The organism is Stenotrophomonas sp. (assembly GCF_059505245.1).
In genome coordinates, this window is record NZ_JCACKF010000049.1 from 1 (window position 1) to 16,068 (window position 16,068).

Annotated in this window: 12 protein-coding genes; 3 read left to right on the plus strand and 9 right to left on the minus strand. The window is 67.3% G+C overall.

The annotated features are described in order from the left end of the window. Positions 1-128: 128 nt before the first annotated feature. On the minus strand, positions 129-1,112 hold the full coding sequence (locus AC5JLE_RS19125; protein WP_010481448.1) for a LysR family transcriptional regulator: 984 nt from the start codon (positions 1,110-1,112) through the stop codon (positions 129-131). A gap of 208 nt (positions 1,113-1,320) precedes the next feature. Between AC5JLE_RS19125 and cysK the strand changes: the two genes are divergently transcribed. Further along, a complete protein-coding gene (cysK, locus tag AC5JLE_RS19130) occupies positions 1,321-2,280 on the plus strand; it encodes a cysteine synthase A (protein WP_014648230.1) in 960 nt (319 codons plus the stop codon). 265 nt (positions 2,281-2,545) lie between these two features. Continuing rightward, positions 2,546-3,145: an O-acetyl-ADP-ribose deacetylase gene (locus AC5JLE_RS19135; protein ID WP_014648231.1), complete on the plus strand. Its 600-nt coding sequence runs from the start codon at positions 2,546-2,548 to the stop codon at positions 3,143-3,145. 92 nt (positions 3,146-3,237) lie between these two features. Here the strand turns inward: AC5JLE_RS19135 and AC5JLE_RS19140 are convergent, their stop codons facing one another. The 8 genes from AC5JLE_RS19140 to gap form a co-directional block, all read right to left on the minus strand. Further along, on the minus strand, positions 3,238-4,380 hold the full coding sequence (locus tag AC5JLE_RS19140; RefSeq protein WP_014648232.1) for a hypothetical protein: 1,143 nt from the start codon (positions 4,378-4,380) through the stop codon (positions 3,238-3,240). A gap of 129 nt (positions 4,381-4,509) precedes the next feature. Further along, a complete protein-coding gene (locus AC5JLE_RS19145; protein WP_014648233.1) occupies positions 4,510-5,514 on the minus strand; it encodes a class I fructose-bisphosphate aldolase in 1,005 nt (334 codons plus the stop codon). 224 nt (positions 5,515-5,738) lie between these two features. Then, a complete protein-coding gene (gene pyk / locus AC5JLE_RS19150) occupies positions 5,739-7,205 on the minus strand; it encodes a pyruvate kinase (RefSeq protein ID WP_032959168.1) in 1,467 nt (488 codons plus the stop codon). A gap of 209 nt (positions 7,206-7,414) precedes the next feature. Then, positions 7,415-8,068, minus strand: coding sequence for an HAD hydrolase-like protein (locus tag AC5JLE_RS19155; protein ID WP_014648235.1), 654 nt, complete (start codon positions 8,066-8,068; stop codon positions 7,415-7,417). Then, entirely contained in the window at positions 8,065-9,240 is a 1,176-nt protein-coding gene (locus tag AC5JLE_RS19160) for a phosphoglycerate kinase (RefSeq protein WP_496065547.1), read from the minus strand. Before AC5JLE_RS19160 ends, AC5JLE_RS19155 begins: the two co-directional genes overlap by 4 nt. Before the next feature lie 624 nt (positions 9,241-9,864). Next, positions 9,865-11,241 carry a DUF3999 domain-containing protein gene (locus AC5JLE_RS19165; RefSeq protein WP_032962132.1) on the minus strand — a complete coding sequence of 459 codons (1,377 nt, stop codon included), beginning with the start codon at positions 11,239-11,241 and terminating at the stop codon, positions 9,865-9,867. Next, positions 11,238-13,916, minus strand: a complete 2,679-nt coding sequence (locus tag AC5JLE_RS19170) for a DUF2339 domain-containing protein (RefSeq protein WP_496065548.1) — start codon at positions 13,914-13,916, stop codon at positions 11,238-11,240. The genes AC5JLE_RS19165 and AC5JLE_RS19170 overlap by 4 nt, the downstream gene beginning before the upstream one ends. Before the next feature lie 125 nt (positions 13,917-14,041). Then, a complete protein-coding gene (gap, locus tag AC5JLE_RS19175) occupies positions 14,042-15,046 on the minus strand; it encodes a type I glyceraldehyde-3-phosphate dehydrogenase (protein WP_005414333.1) in 1,005 nt (334 codons plus the stop codon). 192 nt (positions 15,047-15,238) lie between these two features. Between gap and AC5JLE_RS19180 the strand changes: the two genes are divergently transcribed. After that, positions 15,239-15,868 carry an OmpW/AlkL family protein gene (locus AC5JLE_RS19180; RefSeq protein WP_014648239.1) on the plus strand — a complete coding sequence of 210 codons (630 nt, stop codon included), beginning with the start codon at positions 15,239-15,241 and terminating at the stop codon, positions 15,866-15,868. Positions 15,869-16,068 lie beyond the last annotated feature (200 nt).

Here is a 16,068-nt window from a genome sequence, read left to right on the forward strand (position 1 = left end):
AGGGACGTACTTGCAGCGTCCCCGCACTCCGACACCGCCCCGCCAACCCACGGAATGCCGCTTCTGCTGTTGCTGTTGCTTGAATGCCGCGGCAGGTGCAGGGCTGCAAGCCCTGCTCGACCAACCCCTCACACCGTGATGGTCTGGGTCAGTGATTCCCAGGTCGGTGGCACCGGCCACGCGGCCGCCTGGTTGCCATCCAGCACCCGCCGCAGGTCGCGGGGATCGATCTGCGGTGCCAGCACATGCACCAGCTCCAGCGCGTAATCACGCAGCACGCGGTCGCGCGGCAGCACCGCCCAGGCGATGCACTCGCTGATCGGGTCCGGCGCCGGCCACGACCTCAGGTCTTCGTCGTTGGAACTGACCGCCATTTCGGCCAGCAGGCCCACGCCCAGGCCGGTACGCACATAGGTCTTGATCAGATCGGCATCCAGCGCGGTCAGCGCCAGATCCGGCACCAGCCCGTTGGCGGCAAACGCACGCTGCAGCGACGAATTCGGGCGGGTCGAGGATTCGTAGCTGATCAATGGTTGCCGGGCCAGCGCGGCCAGGTCCGGTGCACGCCCGGCGCGGTCCAGCGGGTGGCCCTTGGGCACCACCACCAGGCGTCGCCAGCGGAACAGTGGCACCGCGATGCCATCGGTGGGCTCCCCCCCAGCGGTGCTGATGATGGCGATATCCGCGTCACCCTGGTTCAAGCGATCCAGCGCGTCGGCTTCGCCGGCCTGCTGCAGGTGCACGCTCACCTGCGGGTAAGCCTGCTTGATCGCCGCCACCGCCGGCGGCAGCACGAAGCGCGCCTGGGTGTGGGTGGTGGTCAGGATCAGCTGGCCCTGGCTCTCGCGCCGCTGGTTGGCCGCGTAGGTGCGGATGTTGTTGGCCTCGGCCAGCACGGCGCGGGCGCGGGCGATCACCTCGGTCCCGGCCGGGGTGACCGACTCCAGGCTGCGGCCCTTGCGCACGAACAACAGGAAACCCAGCTCGTCCTCCAGCTGCTTGAGCTGCTTGGACAAGCCGGGCTGGGTGGCGTGCACGCGCGAGGCGGCCAGCGTGATGTTCAGCTCGGCGTCGGCGATGGCAACCAGGTAGCGCAGCTGGGTCAGCGTCATGGGCAGGCAAGCGGCGTGGGGCGGAGGTCCACTCTAGGGTCAATTGCCGTCACCAGCTTATAACCAAAGGTTGTTTAAGAAAGGTATCTGGTCATTTCCGGGCGTCATATGCCGGCGCTACGGTCAGCCGGCAGCCGCTGGCCTGAACAGCCAGCCCTCCCCCTTCGCCCGCCGAAGCCCGGCGCGGCCCCGTTTCCGGAGCGCTTCCATGGCCCTGTACGACTCCATCCTCGACACCGTCGGCAACACCCCCATCGTCAAGCTGCAGCGTCTGGCACCGCCGCAGGTCAGCGTTTACGCCAAGGTCGAGTCGTTCAATCCGGGCGGCTCGGTCAAGGACCGCCTGGCTTTGGCGATCATCCTCGACGCTGAAGCGCGTGGCCTGCTCAAGCCGGGCGACACCATCGTGGAGGCCACCTCGGGCAATACCGGCGTGGCACTGGCGATGGTCGCCGCAGCGCGCGGCTACAAGTTCGTGGCGACCATGGTCGAGACCTTCTCGGTCGAGCGCCGCAAGCTGATGCGTGCCTATGGTGCCAAGGTGATCCTGACCCCGGCCGCCGAACGCGGCAGCGGCATGGTGCGCAAGGCAGCCGAACTGGCCGAACAGCACGGTTGGTTCCTGGCCAGCCAGTTCGCCAACCCGGCCAACCCGGCCTATCACCGCAACACCACCGCCGCGGAAATCCTGCGCGACTTCGCCGGCAAGCGGCTGGACTATTTCGTCAGCGGCTGGGGCACCGGCGGCACGCTCACTGGTGTGGGCGAAGTGCTGAAGGTCGCGCGCCCGCAGACCCGCATCATCGCCACCGAGCCGGCCGGCGCCGCCCTGCTCAAGGGCGATGACTGGAAGCCGCACAAGATCCAGGGTTGGACCCCGGACTTCGTGCCGGACGTGCTCAACCGCGATGTGGTGGACGAACTGGTCTCGGTCGAAGATGACCGCGCGATCGCCACCGCGCGCCGCCTGGCCGCCGAGGAAGGCATCTTCGTCGGCATCTCTGCCGGTGCCACCGTGGCCAGCGCGCTGGACGTGGCTGCCCGCGCCGAACCCGGCGCGGTGATCCTGGCGATGCTGCCGGACACCGGTGAACGCTATTTCTCCACACCGCTGTTCGCCGATGTCAACGAAGGCTCCGACGACGACTGGCTGGCCGGCCTGCCGTGACACCCCGGGTCAGGGCTTTTTCGCGCGGAAAAGGATCTGACCCAGCCTGTTACATGCCCGGGGCCGGATCCCTTTTCCGCAGGGGAAGGGCTCCGACCCCGTTCTGCTTCAGCCTGCGTGAAGGCGTCGCCCGCCATCGTGCGTGAAGGCCGTCGGATCGCAGCGCGTGAGACGGTCATGACGCAGTATCGATGCCCTGTCCCCTACCGTGGGAACAGCCGGCGCAGATGCTGCGCGGATCACCTCACAGGCAGGAGACGGACGCATGAAGATCGAGGTTTGGCAGGGTGACATCACGACCCTGGCGGTGGATGCGATCGTCAACGCGGCCAACGAAACACTGCTCGGTGGCGGCGGTGTCGACGGCGCGATCCATCGCGCGGCCGGCCCCGCATTGCTGGCCGAGTGCGCGCAGTTGCCGGAGCTGCGCCCGGGCGTGCGTTGCCCGACGGGCGAAGTGCGCGCCACCAGCGCCCATGCGCTGCCGGCGCGCCATGTACTGCACACGGTGGGCCCGGTCTGGCATGACGGCCAGCGCGACGAACCGGCGCTGCTTGCCAACTGCTACTGGAAGTCGCTGCAGCTGGCCGAGTCGCTGGGCGTGCAGTCGATCGCGTTCCCGGCGATCAGCTGCGGCGTCTATGGCTATCCGCTGTACCAGGCGGCGCAGATCGCAGTGACCGAAACACTGGCGTGGCAGCGCAGCCATGCGCAACCGATGCGCATCGTGCTGGTGGCGTTCAATACCGCTACGGCCAAGGCCTACCAGCAGGCGTTGAGCGCCGCCGGGCAAAGCGCGGACAGCGAACCGCGCGGGTCGATGCTGCCGCCGCTGGGTGATGCGGGTTTTGCCGCCGCGCACTGAATCCCAGTGCGCGACGTAAAGAAAAAGGCCGGGCAGTACCCGGCCTTTTCCGTTGCACCGTTGTGATCAGCCACGCATGGCGTGGGTCACGCTCAACGGCTGGCAGCTTCCACCGCGGCGGCGTCATCGGCCACGGCGGCTGCGTCGGCTGCGGCGCGTGCCGCCGAGGCCGCAGCCCCATCGGCGCTGGCGCCATCCACCTGCACGCGCACTTCCACCATGCCCGCGCCATTGTTCAGGCTGGACACGTCGACCGTGTAATGACCGGCCGGCAGGGTCTCTTCCAGGCGCGAATTGGTGCCGTTGCCACCATCGTCGTCGGTCAGCTCGACATCGCCGCCGACCACGCGCAGCACGGTATCAACCTGGCTGGAAATCGCATCCAGGCGCACATCGGCCGGGCGGTCCAGCGACAGCAGGAAGCGGCGACGGCCATCGTTGTCGAGCATCGTGTACACGCTGCCCGACTTCGGCAGTGCCGTGCCATCGCGCTCGACCAGATTGCCGGGCAGCTCGATGCGGTTGGCCGACAGGGTGAACATGCCGCTGACGCCGTCGCCGAGGCCGCGCGCGGTCAGGGTGTACTTGCCCGGCTTCAGTGACAGGGTCAGGCGCGAGTTGGTGCTGTCGCCGCCATCGTCATTCTCTGCATCCACGCCCTGGCCCGACAGCTTCAGCACCGGATCGAAGACATCCGACACCAGGCGGATCTCGTACAGGCCGGCCTTGTCCACCTGCAGGGTGTAGTCCTGGGAACCACCGGCCAGCATGTCGACGATCTCGCCGCTGCCCGCCAGCGGCTTGCCGTCGTACGGCACCAGCTTCTCGGCGCGCAGGCGGTAAGGACCGTAGTCGGTCGAGCCGTTGGCGTTGACCGCCACCTGGTAGGTGCCGCCACCGTTGGCACGGAAGGCCACCGAGACGTCGCCTTCGCGCTCGTAGCCGGTGTTGCTGCTGGCCACCAGGCTGCCGTTGTTGAACACGGCGATCGAGCCGCTCAGCGAACCGGTCAGCTTCAGCCCGACCAGCTGCTTGTCTTCCAGCTTGATCTGGTAGAGCTGGTGGTGGCTGCCGTCGTTGTAGTTGATGCCACTGCGCGAGGTGATCTCGCCGGATACCGGCTTGTCGAAATCGAGTGACGCGGCCTTGCCCGCGTCCGCGCCGCCGCCGATGCGGTTGCAACCGCTGGCGACCAGGACCGTGGCAACGGCCAGTGTGATTGCTGCCAAACGCATGTTGTTTCTCCTTGGCCTTCCATGTGGTTCCCGCATACCGGCCAGGCACGCGGGGGCGGAAAAGATACCCGCAAAAGCAAACGCCGGCGTGATGCCGGCGCTGCCTTGTTCATCCGGCGATGGGACGGATCAACCGTTCCACTTGCCCAGCGCGGCCAGGCCGTTGTCCTTGGCGCGCTCGTACACCGTCTTCTGGGCAGCAGCGTAGTTGCCCTTCATGTCCTTGGCCCACAGCTTCAGCGCGGCCTGCTGCATGGCGCGGCCGTAGGAGAAGCTCAGCGGCCACGGCAGGTTGCCCAGCTGGTTCATCGCGTTCAGGTGCTCGGTGGACTGCTCGTCGCTCTGGCCACCGGACAGGAACACCACGCCCGGCAGGATCGCCGGCACGGTGCTCTTCAAGCACATCACGGTCGACTCGGCCACTTCCTCGACATCGGCCTGCTCTTCACAGTCCTTGCCGGAGATGACCATCGAGGCCTTCAGGATGGTGCCTTCCAGCAGCACGTTCTGCTGGTACAGCGCGTCGAACAGCGAGCGCAGGGTGGCTTCGGTGACTTCGTAGCAGGTTTCGATGTCGTGGTCGCCGTCCATGATCACTTCCGGCTCGACCATCGGCACCAGACCGCATTCCTGGCACAGCGCTGCATAGCGGGCCAGCGCATGGGCGTTGGACTCGATGCAGGTGCCCGACGGGATGCTCTCGCCGATGTTGATGACCGCACGCCACTTGGCGAAGCGCGCGCCCAGCTTGTAATACTCCTGCAGGCGCTCGCGCAGGCCGTCGAGGCCTTCGGTCACCAGCTCGCCCGGGCAGCCGGCCAGCGGGTGCGCCCCCTTGTCCACCTTGATGCCCGGAATCATGCCGTGGTCGGCCATGTACTTGGCGAACGGCACGCCGTCCTTGGTCGACTGGCGGATGGTCTCGTCGTACAGGATGGCGCCGGAAATGTGCTCGTTGAGCTTCGGCGTGGTCAGCAGCAGCTCGCGGTAGGCGCGACGGTTCTCCTCGGTGTTCTCGATACCGACGCCGGCGAAACGCTTGGCGATGGTAGCGGTGGATTCGTCGATCGCGATGATGCCCTTGCCCGGGGCGACCATGGCCTGGGCGGTTTCAGCCAGCTGTTCGATGCTCATGTATTTCCTGTGGCGGGTGCGGGAAAAACGTAAGTATAGCCCTGCTGCCCGTTGCCTCGCCGTGGAGGACAGGATGGAAACGCTTCCACGTCTACGCAGGACAAAGGATGTCCTGCGGCATGGGGTCAGAGCCCCTTCGGGGATCTGACCCCTGGTCAGTACGGGGTCAGATCCCCGCAGGGGCTCTGACCCCAGATCGGCAGCGCCGACCCGACCGTCAAGGCTTACAGATCGCCCAGGCCGATGGCGCGGCCATCCTCGCCCACTTCCAGCAGGCGCAGGGTGTTGGTGGCACCGTGGGTTTCCATGTGCTCGCCGCTGGTAAACACAACGCGGTCACCGGCCTGCAGCAGTTCCGATTCGACCAGCAGGCGGATGCTGCCGCGCGCCGCTTCGCGCGGGGTCAGGCCGCGGCTGTCGAAGTTGATCGGGAACACATCGCGCATCAGCGCCATCTGGCGACGCGCACCGTCATGGCGGGTGACCGCGAACACCGGCGCCTTGGCGCGGAAACGCGACAGGTAACGCGCGGTGCCGCCGGATTCGGTCATGGCCACGATCGCGCGCACGCCCACATGCTGCGACAGGAACATGGTGGCCATGGCAATTGCCTGGTCGGCACGTTCCAGGTTGCGCGGCGAGGCGTTGAAATCGGTCTCGGTCTGGAACTGGCGCTCGGCACCCAGGCAGATGCGTGCCATCGCTTCCACCGCCTTGACCGGGTAGGCACCGGCGGCGGTTTCCGCCGACAGCATCACCGCGTCGGTACCGTCGATGACCGAGTTGGCGACGTCCAGCACTTCGGCGCGGGTCGGGATCGGGCTTTCCACCATCGACTGCAGCATCTGCGTGGCGGTGATCACCACCTTGTTCTGCGCCAGCGAGGCCTTGATGATCTTCTTCTGCAGGCCCGGCAGCTCGGCATCGCCGATTTCCACGCCAAGGTCGCCACGGGCAACCATCACCACGTCGCTGGCCTCGACGATTTCTTCCAGGTTCTCGATCGCCTCGGTGCGCTCGATCTTCGACACCAGGGCGGCATCACAGCCGTGCGAGCGGGCGATGTCGCGCGCGTCGTTCATGTCCTGCGCGTTGCGGCAGAACGACACGGCGATGAAGTCCACGCCGATCTTGGCAACGATGCCGATCAGTTCCTTGTCGCGCTCGGTCAGGGCACCCAGCGACAGGCCGCCGCCCTGCTTGTTCAGGCCCTTGCGGTCGGACAACACACCATCGTTGAGCACGGTGTTGACGATGCGCTCGCCCTGCACTTCCACCACCTGCAGCTGCATCAGGCCGTCGTCGAGCAGCAGCACATCACCCGGGCCCACGTCCTGCGGCAGGCCGAGGTAGCTCACGCCCACCTGGCTGGCGTTGCCCGGGCCGGCGTTCTCGCTGGCGATCAGGTCGAAGCGGTCACCCGCCTTCAGCTGCACCTTGCCTTCGGCGAAGCGCTCGATGCGGATCTTCGGGCCCGGCAGGTCGGCCAGGATGCCCACTTCCACGCCCACGCGGGCCGACGCGGCGCGCACTTCGGCAGCACGCTTGGCCTGGCCGGACGGATCGCCATGGCTGAAGTTCAGGCGCACCACATTGACGCCGGCGCGGAAAAGATCCTCCAGCACGCCCGGCGGATCAGTGGCCGGACCGAGGGTGGCAAGGATCTTGGTGCGACGCTGACGCTCGAACATGGTGGATGGGCCTCTCCGTTAAAGAACGGAAATTAGCACATCCTTCACGCCGCATGTATACGGTTACAGCCTTGTGCTGCCTGACTCCGCAGGTCATGCAACGGACATTGTCCGGACATACGCTGGCGCAGGGCATTCCATAGAGCCGAGCCCATGCCCGGCTGGCCACTCGCCGGAGCAGCCGGGCATCGGCTCGGCGCTACAGGAAGCTAGGCCAGCAGCGTTTCCAGCTGCGCCGGTTCGCGTGCCAGCTGGCCAGCGCCGGCCGCGGTGAGTTCCGCCTCACCGCCAAAGCCCCACAGCACACCCACGCTGCGCAGGCCGTGGTGACGCGCGCCTTCGATGTCCATGCGGCGGTCGCCGATCATCCAGCACTGTGCGGGCTGCACCTGCAGCCGGCGCAGAGCTTCCCCGACCAGCTCCGGCTTGTGGCTGCGCGAGCCATCCAGGGTCGAACCGATGATCTCCTCGAACAGCCCGCCAAACGGCAGGTGCGCAAGGATGCGGCGCGCATGCGGCTCGTTCTTGGCGGTGACCACCGCCAGGCGGTGGCCACGGCCATGCAGCGTGCGCAGCGTGTCTTCCACCTGCGGGTACACCGTGTGTTCACGCCAGCCTTCGACGTCGAAGCGCTCACGGTAGTAGCCCACCGCCTGTTCCACCCGTGCCGGTTCGACGAACAGCGGCGCGAAGGTGGTGCGCAGCGACGGACCGATCCAGCCCAGCAGCGTCTCCTGCGGCGGCACCGGATGGTCCATCTTCTGCAGCGCATAGGCGATGCAGGCGGTGATGCCCACCTGCGAATCGATCAGCGTGCCGTCGAGGTCGAAGAACAGGACATCCTTGCTACGGTCGGCACTCATGCGCCGCGCGCGTCGAGCGCGGCGACGGCCGGCAGGGTCTTGCCTTCCAGGAACTCCAGGAACGCACCACCGCCAGTGGAGACATAGCTGACCTGTCCGGCGATATCGAACTTGTCGACCGCCGCCAGGGTGTCGCCACCGCCCGCGATGGAGAATGCCGGCGAGCTGGCGATGGCGCGGGCCAGCGCTTCGGTGCCCTTGCTGAAGGCTTCGAACTCGAACACGCCGACCGGGCCGTTCCAGACCACGGTGCCGGCCTTTCCGATCAGCTGCGCGTACTGCGCAGCGGTCTGCGGGCCAATATCCAGGATCAGGTCGTCCTCGGCGACGGCGTCGACCGCCTTCACTTCGGCAACAGCGTCCGGCATGAACTGCTTGGCGGTGACCACGTCGACCGGCAGCGGGATGTCGGCGCCACGCGCCTTGGCATCGGCCACGATCTTCTTCGCGGTGTCCAGCAGGTCCGGCTCATACAGCGACTTGCCGACCTTGTAGCCGGCGGCAGCGATGAAGGTGTTGGCGATGCCACCACCAACGATCAGCTGGTCGACCTTGCCGACCAGGTTGGCCAGCAGTTCCAGCTTGGTGCTGACCTTGCTGCCGGCAACGATGGCCAGCAGCGGCTTGGCCGGTGCGTCCAGCGCCTGCGCCAGCGCGTCCAGCTCGGCCATCAACAGCGGGCCACCGGCCGCGACCGGGGCGAAGCGGATGACGCCATGGGTCGAGGCCTGCGCGCGGTGTGCGGTACCAAAGGCATCCATCACGAACACGTCGCACAGGGCGGCGTACTTCTTCGACAGGGCCTCGTCGTCCTTGCCCTCGCCGACATTCATGCGGCAGTTTTCCAGCAGCACCAGCTGGCCCGGCTGCACGTCGACGCCGTCGACCCAGTCACGCACCAGCGGAACCTCGCGGCCGAGCAGCTCGGACAGGCGCTGGGCGACCGGCGCCAGCGACTCCGCTTCGCTCCACACGCCTTCCTTCGGGCGCCCCAGGTGCGAGGTGACCATCACCGCCGCGCCCTGCTCCAGCGCGCGCTTGAGCGTCGGCAGCGAAGCGGTGATGCGCTGTTCGGAAGTGATGCGGCCATTCTCGATCGGCACGTTCAGATCCTGGCGGATCAGCACGCGCTTGCCGGAGAGGTCGAGGTCGGTCATGCGGACGATGGACATGGGCAACTCTTTGGCTCAGGGACGGGATGCCGGGCTACGGCAGGCGGCCATTGTATCGGGTGGCGATGCCTGCGGCAGGCAGAGGCGTACGGCAACAGCGAACTGCAACAGCCAAAGCGCTGGCGCTTCTTGGTGCTGAGGGTGAGCCGGGGTGCTGTGGGGTGGCAGGGGACGCCGTAAACCCGTCCATGGGGGCTTGGTCGCCGCATCCATGCGGCTCACACCCCTGCCACCCCACACCATCCCGGCCTCGACAGGTTCATGAGGCGGAGCGGATGGCAAAGGCAGGAGCAAGAGCGGTTTCTGATGTCGGAGAAACCAATGTAGAGCCGAGCCCATGCTCGGCTGGGTCTACCGCGAGCAGCAGCCGAGCGTGGGCTCGGCTCTACAAAGAGCGCCCAGCCAAGCAGCTTTTGCTCTTCTTTTTTCTTTCCGTGGGTGGACGCACACGGAAACTGTCAGAGGCCGGGCGGGTGGGCTGGGCAGGGGTATCCGCGCCATGGATGGCGCGGCTAAGCCTCCAGGGACGGATTCACGGCGTCCCCTGCCCAGCCCACCCGCTCGGCCCATCCCCGGGATCGCGCTTTGCAGCCACCCACGAGGGGCTGCGCCGTTCGCCGGAACCTACGCCGAAGGCGTCGGCTTCTGCCGAAGCAGGCTGAGCGCCAGACCACCCACCACCAGCACGCCCAGACCCAGCAGCGCCCACAACAGCCACGACTTCCAGTCATGCTGCGGCTTCAGCGCCGCATCGCCCGCCAGCGGCTCCGGGCTGCCTTCCAGTCGCGCCAGCGTCGGCTGCCACGACGGATCGTTGCGCTGCCGAAGTTCCTCGATCAACACCCCGATCGGCGCGTCCGTGCGGCGCGCGGTCGCGCTGCCCACCGCCAGTGCGTAGGGCGCCGCACCCTGGCTCAGGAACACCAGCACTTCCGGTTGGTAGCCCAGGCGCAGCGTCGGCGCAGTGGCAGATTCCGCCGGATTGGCCACCAGCTTCCAGTAGCGGTCGCGGTGCACGCCGCCCAGCGGCTGCGCCGCCGACTGCTGGCGCTGGCCCTGCGTGCCCTGTTGCACCTGGTAGGCGATCCACGGCGCGCTGCGGCGCTGCCACTCGGCACTCTCATCATCACGACTGAACAGCGTCCATTGCACCAGGCTGTTGTCGGTGCTGGCCACATCGGCGCGCGCCACCGGGAACCGGCCATCCATCTCGAAGGTGTATTCGCCCTTGCCCTTCGACGTCGGCTCCAGCGACAGCCATTCCCACGGCAGCGTGGCCGGCGCTGGCGGCAGTTCCGCCAACACGCCGCGCAGGGTCGGCAGCCGCGAGTCGCCCTGCGCCAGGATGCGCAGGTAGCGTGCAGTGCCGTCCACCTGCAGGCGGCGCTGCAGCAGGCGCTTGCCGGCGCGCTGCAGATCCACCAGCGGCACGTCGCGACCCATCGATCGCCAGTGCTGCAGGTCATCACTGGCATCCAGCTGAACCTGCGCCTGCAGCGGCTGGCCGCTGTCGGCCCAGTCCAGCACCAGCGCCGCCAGCGGCTGCTGGTCGAGCATGCTGGCGTCGATCAGCCAGCCGCCCTGCCCGTTCGCCGTCGCCCCGCCACTCACCCGTGCTTCGACCCGGCGCACGCGCCCATCGGTATCACGCTCGGTCAGCAGCTGCAGATCGTTGCGCTGGGCATCGGCCAGCGGTGGCAGCACGAACCACGGCAGTTCACGCTGCACCGGCGGTTGCGCCAGCGGCTGGTCCGGCGCCAGCAGTGCCGACGGCAGCAGCTGGCTGGCTGCATTGAACACCTGCAGGTCGCTGAGGTCGGGGCTCACGGCACGGCGGTAGATCGCCGGCTCCAGCACGATGCGGTAGGCACCGGACTGCGCGCTGGACAATGTGAGCGGCCATTGCTCGGCATACTGCGTGCGGTAATCAGCCGCCTGCACCACGACGGCGGCCAGCATGCCGAACATCGCCGGCAGCAGCGCCCTGCTCCACTTCCTCATTGCTTTTCCTCCACGGTCGGCGCCACGCTCGGCGGAGCCGGTGCCAGATAACCCACGACCGTGCACAGCAGGCCGTAGGCGATGAACGATGCGATGCCCAGCAGGTTGCCCAGGTGCTGGCGATCGACAATAACCAGCTTGGCCAGTACCACGCCCATCAGCACGGCACCGACCATCCACAGCACACGCTGGCCACGACGCGAACCCCACACCCAGGCAATCACGCCCAGCACGCTCCACAACACGGTCAGGCTGGTCTGGGCCAGGCTGAAGCGCATCATCGACGCGTTCCACGCCAGCCCACCCCACTGGTGCACGCCATGCAGCACCAGGCTGGTCAGCGCGACGAAGGCCGCCAGTGCCAGCAGCGGCATGCGGATGTTCAGCAATGCCTGCGGGGCCTGCGATCCCTGATTGCTGTACAGCCAGCGCGCCAGCAGCAACAGGCTCAACCATTGGCCGATCTCGGCCGGATTCAGCACCGGCAGCCACAACAGCGGTGCGGCGTCGCCCGGCAGCAGCTGGCCCAACAGCCAGCCGATCGACAGCAGGCCGAACAGCACGCACTGCAGCGGGACGCGCACGCTGTCGAAGGCCTGTCCCAATGGCCAGCGCAGCGCATTCCAGCGCCACAGCGACAGTGCCGCCATCAGCAGCCATGGCAAGGTCACCAGCAGGGTCGTCCAGCCCTGCGCCAGATCGGCTTCGCCACCGCCCCACAGGGCCAGCAGCGAAAGCAGCGACGGCCACAGCAGCCACCACAGGAACTGCGCGATGCGGGCCACGGTATCGCCGCCCTGGCGCAGGCACAGCAGGGTCCGCACGCCCAGCACCGCGAACACCGCCCAGGCCAGCGCGCCATAACCGGCGAACGGCTGGTGGTGTGCATCGCTCTGCACCAGGGCCAGCGGGAAGCCCAGCGCGAGCATGGCCAGTGCGGTCACGCCCAGTGCACGCGCCGGCTGGCGACGCTGCACTTCGGCCACCAGCCAGGCAGTGACCGCGGCCAGCACCAGCAACGCGTCCACTTCGGTGCGGTACGGGAAGAAGCGCGTGATCTCATGGACCAGGCCGCCCAGCCACCACAGCAGGCCCCACAGGTAGTACACCAGTGCGACCTCATGACGTGGCCTGCGCTGGTAGCTCCACGCCGACGCGAAGCCGGCCAGGGCCAGCAACAGCGCGCCGATGGCGGTCGGGTTGATCAGGAAGCGCAGGTCTTCGTGCCAGTGATCGCCACCGGCAACGAAGGCGAATGCGGCGCCGATCTGCAGCAACGCGCCGGATACCTGCGGCAGCCAGCGCTTCTGGCGCAGCCCCAGCCACGCCAGCCCGGCACCTTCCAGCGCAAACACCGCGCCGGTGGCGCGCGCCGACAAGGCCAGCGGCACCGCCAGCGTGGCGAAGCCCACCGCAAGCACGGCATGCGACTGCGCCAGCATGGTATACGACGCACGTGCGATCAGCGCCCGTGCCAGTACCGCGTAGATCGCGGCCAGGCCCAACGCGCATAGTGCCAGCGTCATCGGTTGTTCGTGCAGCATGCCTGCCTGCAACGAGAATGCGACCAGCGGCGCGCCGAACACCAGGCTGCCATCGATCAGATCGCGCCGGCCGGCCGGCTGGCGGCGCGCGTACAGCAGCGGGATCAGCAGGTAGAACACGAAGAACAACAGCAGGAACGGCTCAGTGCTGCTGAACTTGTCCGGTACGTACTGCAGCACGCCCCAGAAGGTGCCGATGCCGAAAGTGAAGGCGAAGCCCAGCAGGTTCAGTGCGCGCCAAGGGCGGAACCAGGCGATGGCGAAGATGCCCGCGTTGAGCACCGCGTAATAGCTGAACAGCCCCACGTGATTGCCGCTGCCGGTGGACAGCCACAGTGGTGCCATGAAGCCGGCCAGGATGCCCAGCACGGCCAGCGTGCGCGAGTTCTGCACCACCGCCAGCACGCACAGCCCGGCCACCAGGGCAATGGAGCTGGCGAAGGCGAAGCCCGGCGGAATCAGGTCGAAGCGCTTGAAGGCCGCGAAGATGGTCAGCAGCAGCACGCCGATGGCACCGCCCTGCAAGGCCAGCGCAAACAGGCGCCGGCGCTCGCGCTGGTGCCAGCCGAAGGCCAGCAGGCCCAGCGCGCCCACGGTGATGCCGGCCAAGCGCAGCTCGATCGGCAACACCAGCCAGCCCTGGTCGCTGACGTACTTCAGCAGCGCCGCGACACCGGCCAGCAGCACCAGCATGCCGATCTTGACCGGCACGTTGCCTTCGGTGAACCAGCGCTTGACCGCACTGATGCCGCGCTCGATGACGTTGGGCAGTGCCGGCTCGGAAGGCAGCGGCGGCTGCACCGGCACCGGTGGCACCGGCGGTGGCGCAGCAGGTCGGGGAACAGGCGCCTCGGTCGGCGCTGCTTCGCGCACCGGTGGCTGCGGGGGGGGCGGCGCAGCAGCGGCGACCGGCCGCAGGAACGGTGGATCGGCACTGGCCGTGGGCGTGGCCGCAGCCCGTTCGGGCGTGGGCGCGCTGGCGGCCGGCCTGGCGGTGGCAGGTGCGGCGGCCATCGCGCTTTCCAGCGCCGCGACGCGGCGGCGCAGGCCGGAGATCATCACCAGCGCCACCACCAGCAGCAGGGGGATGGCCAACAGGACCAATACGACCAGTGCGATCAGTGCTTCCATTGCGTGCTTCCATTGCGTTCCCGCGCCACAGCGGCAGCGGTCGACCGCCCCATGCTACGACAGGGTGGGCCCCTTAAACGACGAACCCCGGCCAGGCCGGGGTTCGTCTGCGATCTACGCCGGCCTTACTTGGCGGCGATGACCTTGGCCATTTCCAGGCACTTGTTCGAGTAGCCCCACTCGTTGTCGTACCAGGTCACCAGCTTGACGAAGGTGCCGTCCAGGGCGATGCCGGCATCGGCGTCGAACACCGAGGTGCAGGTTTCGCCGCGGAAATCGGTGGCCACCACCTTGTCTTCGGTGTAGCCCAGGATGCCCTTCAGCGGGCCTTCGCTCTGTGCCTTCACTTCGGCGCAGATCTCGGCGTAGGTGGCTTCCTTTTCCAGCTCGACGGTCAGGTCGACCACCGACACGTCCGAGGTCGGCACGCGGAAGCTCATGCCGGTCAGCTTCTTGTTCAGTTCCGGAATGACCACGCCGACGGCCTTGGCCGCACCGGTGGACGAGGGAATGATGTTTTCCAGGATGCCACGGCCGCCGCGCCAGTCCTTGTTGGACGGGCCATCGACGGTCTTCTGGGTGGCGGTGGCCGCATGCACGGTGGTCATCAGGCCGCGCTTGATGCCCCACTTGTCATTGATGACCTTGGCCAGCGGGGCCAGGCAGTTGGTGGTGCACGAAGCGTTGGAGATGATCGCCTGGCCGGCGTAGGTCTTGTCGTTCACGCCGTACACGAACATCGGCGTGTCGTCCTTCGACGGGGCCGACATGATGACCTTCTTGGCGCCGGCATCGATGTGCTTCTGCGCGGTTTCCTTGGTCAGGAACAGGCCGGTGGCTTCCAGCACCACATCAGCGCCGACTTCATCCCACTTCAGGTTGGCCGGGTCGCGTTCCTGGGTCAGGCGGATCTTCTTGCCGTTGACCAGCAGGTCATTGCCCTGCACCGCCACGTCGGCCTTGAAGCGGCCGTGCACGGAGTCGTACTTGAGCATGTACGCCAGGTAGTCCGGCTCCAGCAGATCGTTGATGGCCACGATTTCGATGTCGTCGCCGAAGTTCAGCACCGCCGAGCGCAGGACGTTACGCCCGATGCGACCGAAACCGTTGATACCAACCTTGATTGCCATTTCTCAAGCTCCTGCGGCCGCGACAGGTGCGGCGGGATGGATAGGGCCCACAAGTCTAGCAAACCGCCGCCGGCCACCGTGGGCCAGCCGGGACCGCCGGCCGGCCCACGGACAGGATTTGATCCGGATCAAAGCGTTAGCGCGGCGTGAGGCCGAGACTGTCGCCATCCACCCAGCAACGAGAAGACCCCCATGCGCAAGACCTCCCCCCTGATCGTGGCCAGCCTGGCCGCCGCCCTGTCGCTCGCCGCCGCCCCGGCCATGGCGCAGTCCAAGGGCGACTGGACCGTCTCGGCCGGCGTGCACCAGGTGGCGCCGAAGTCGAACAACGGCTGGCTGGCCGGCGGCACCCTGAAGGTCGACGTCGACAATGACGTCAAGCCGACCATCACCGGCGAGTACTTCATCGCCGACAACCTGGGCATCGAAGTGCTGGCCGCGCTGCCGTTCAAGCACGACATCAACATCAACGGCCTGGGCCGCGTCGGCAGCACCAAGCAGCTGCCGCCGGTGGTCACCCTGCAGTACCACTTCAACAGCAAGGGCAAGGTGTCGCCGTTCGTCGGCGCCGGCCTGAACTACACCACCTTCTTCAGCGAAGACACTACGGGTGCGCTGGCCGGCAGCAAGCTGAAGCTGCAGGATTCGTGGGGCCTGGCCGCACACGCCGGCGTGGACTTCGCGATCGGCGAGAAGGGCGCCCTGCGCGTGGACATGCGCTGGATCGACATCGACAGCAAGGTGAAGTTGAACGGCGAGAAGATCGGCACGGTCAACATCGATCCGCTGGTCTACGGCGCTTCGTACGTCTTCAAGTTCTAAAGCGGTGTATTGGGCGCGGGGGCTTCGCCCCCGCTCCCCCGCTACACGCAGAACCCTCGCAGCATGTTGCCCCGGTAATTGCCGGGGCTTTTTTGTGCCTGGGACTGAAGCGGTTCCGGAGCTGGGGCAAGGCAGGGAGCGGAGCCGGGACACGCCGTAAACCCATCCCTGGGGGCTCGATGGCGCCATCCATGGCGCCA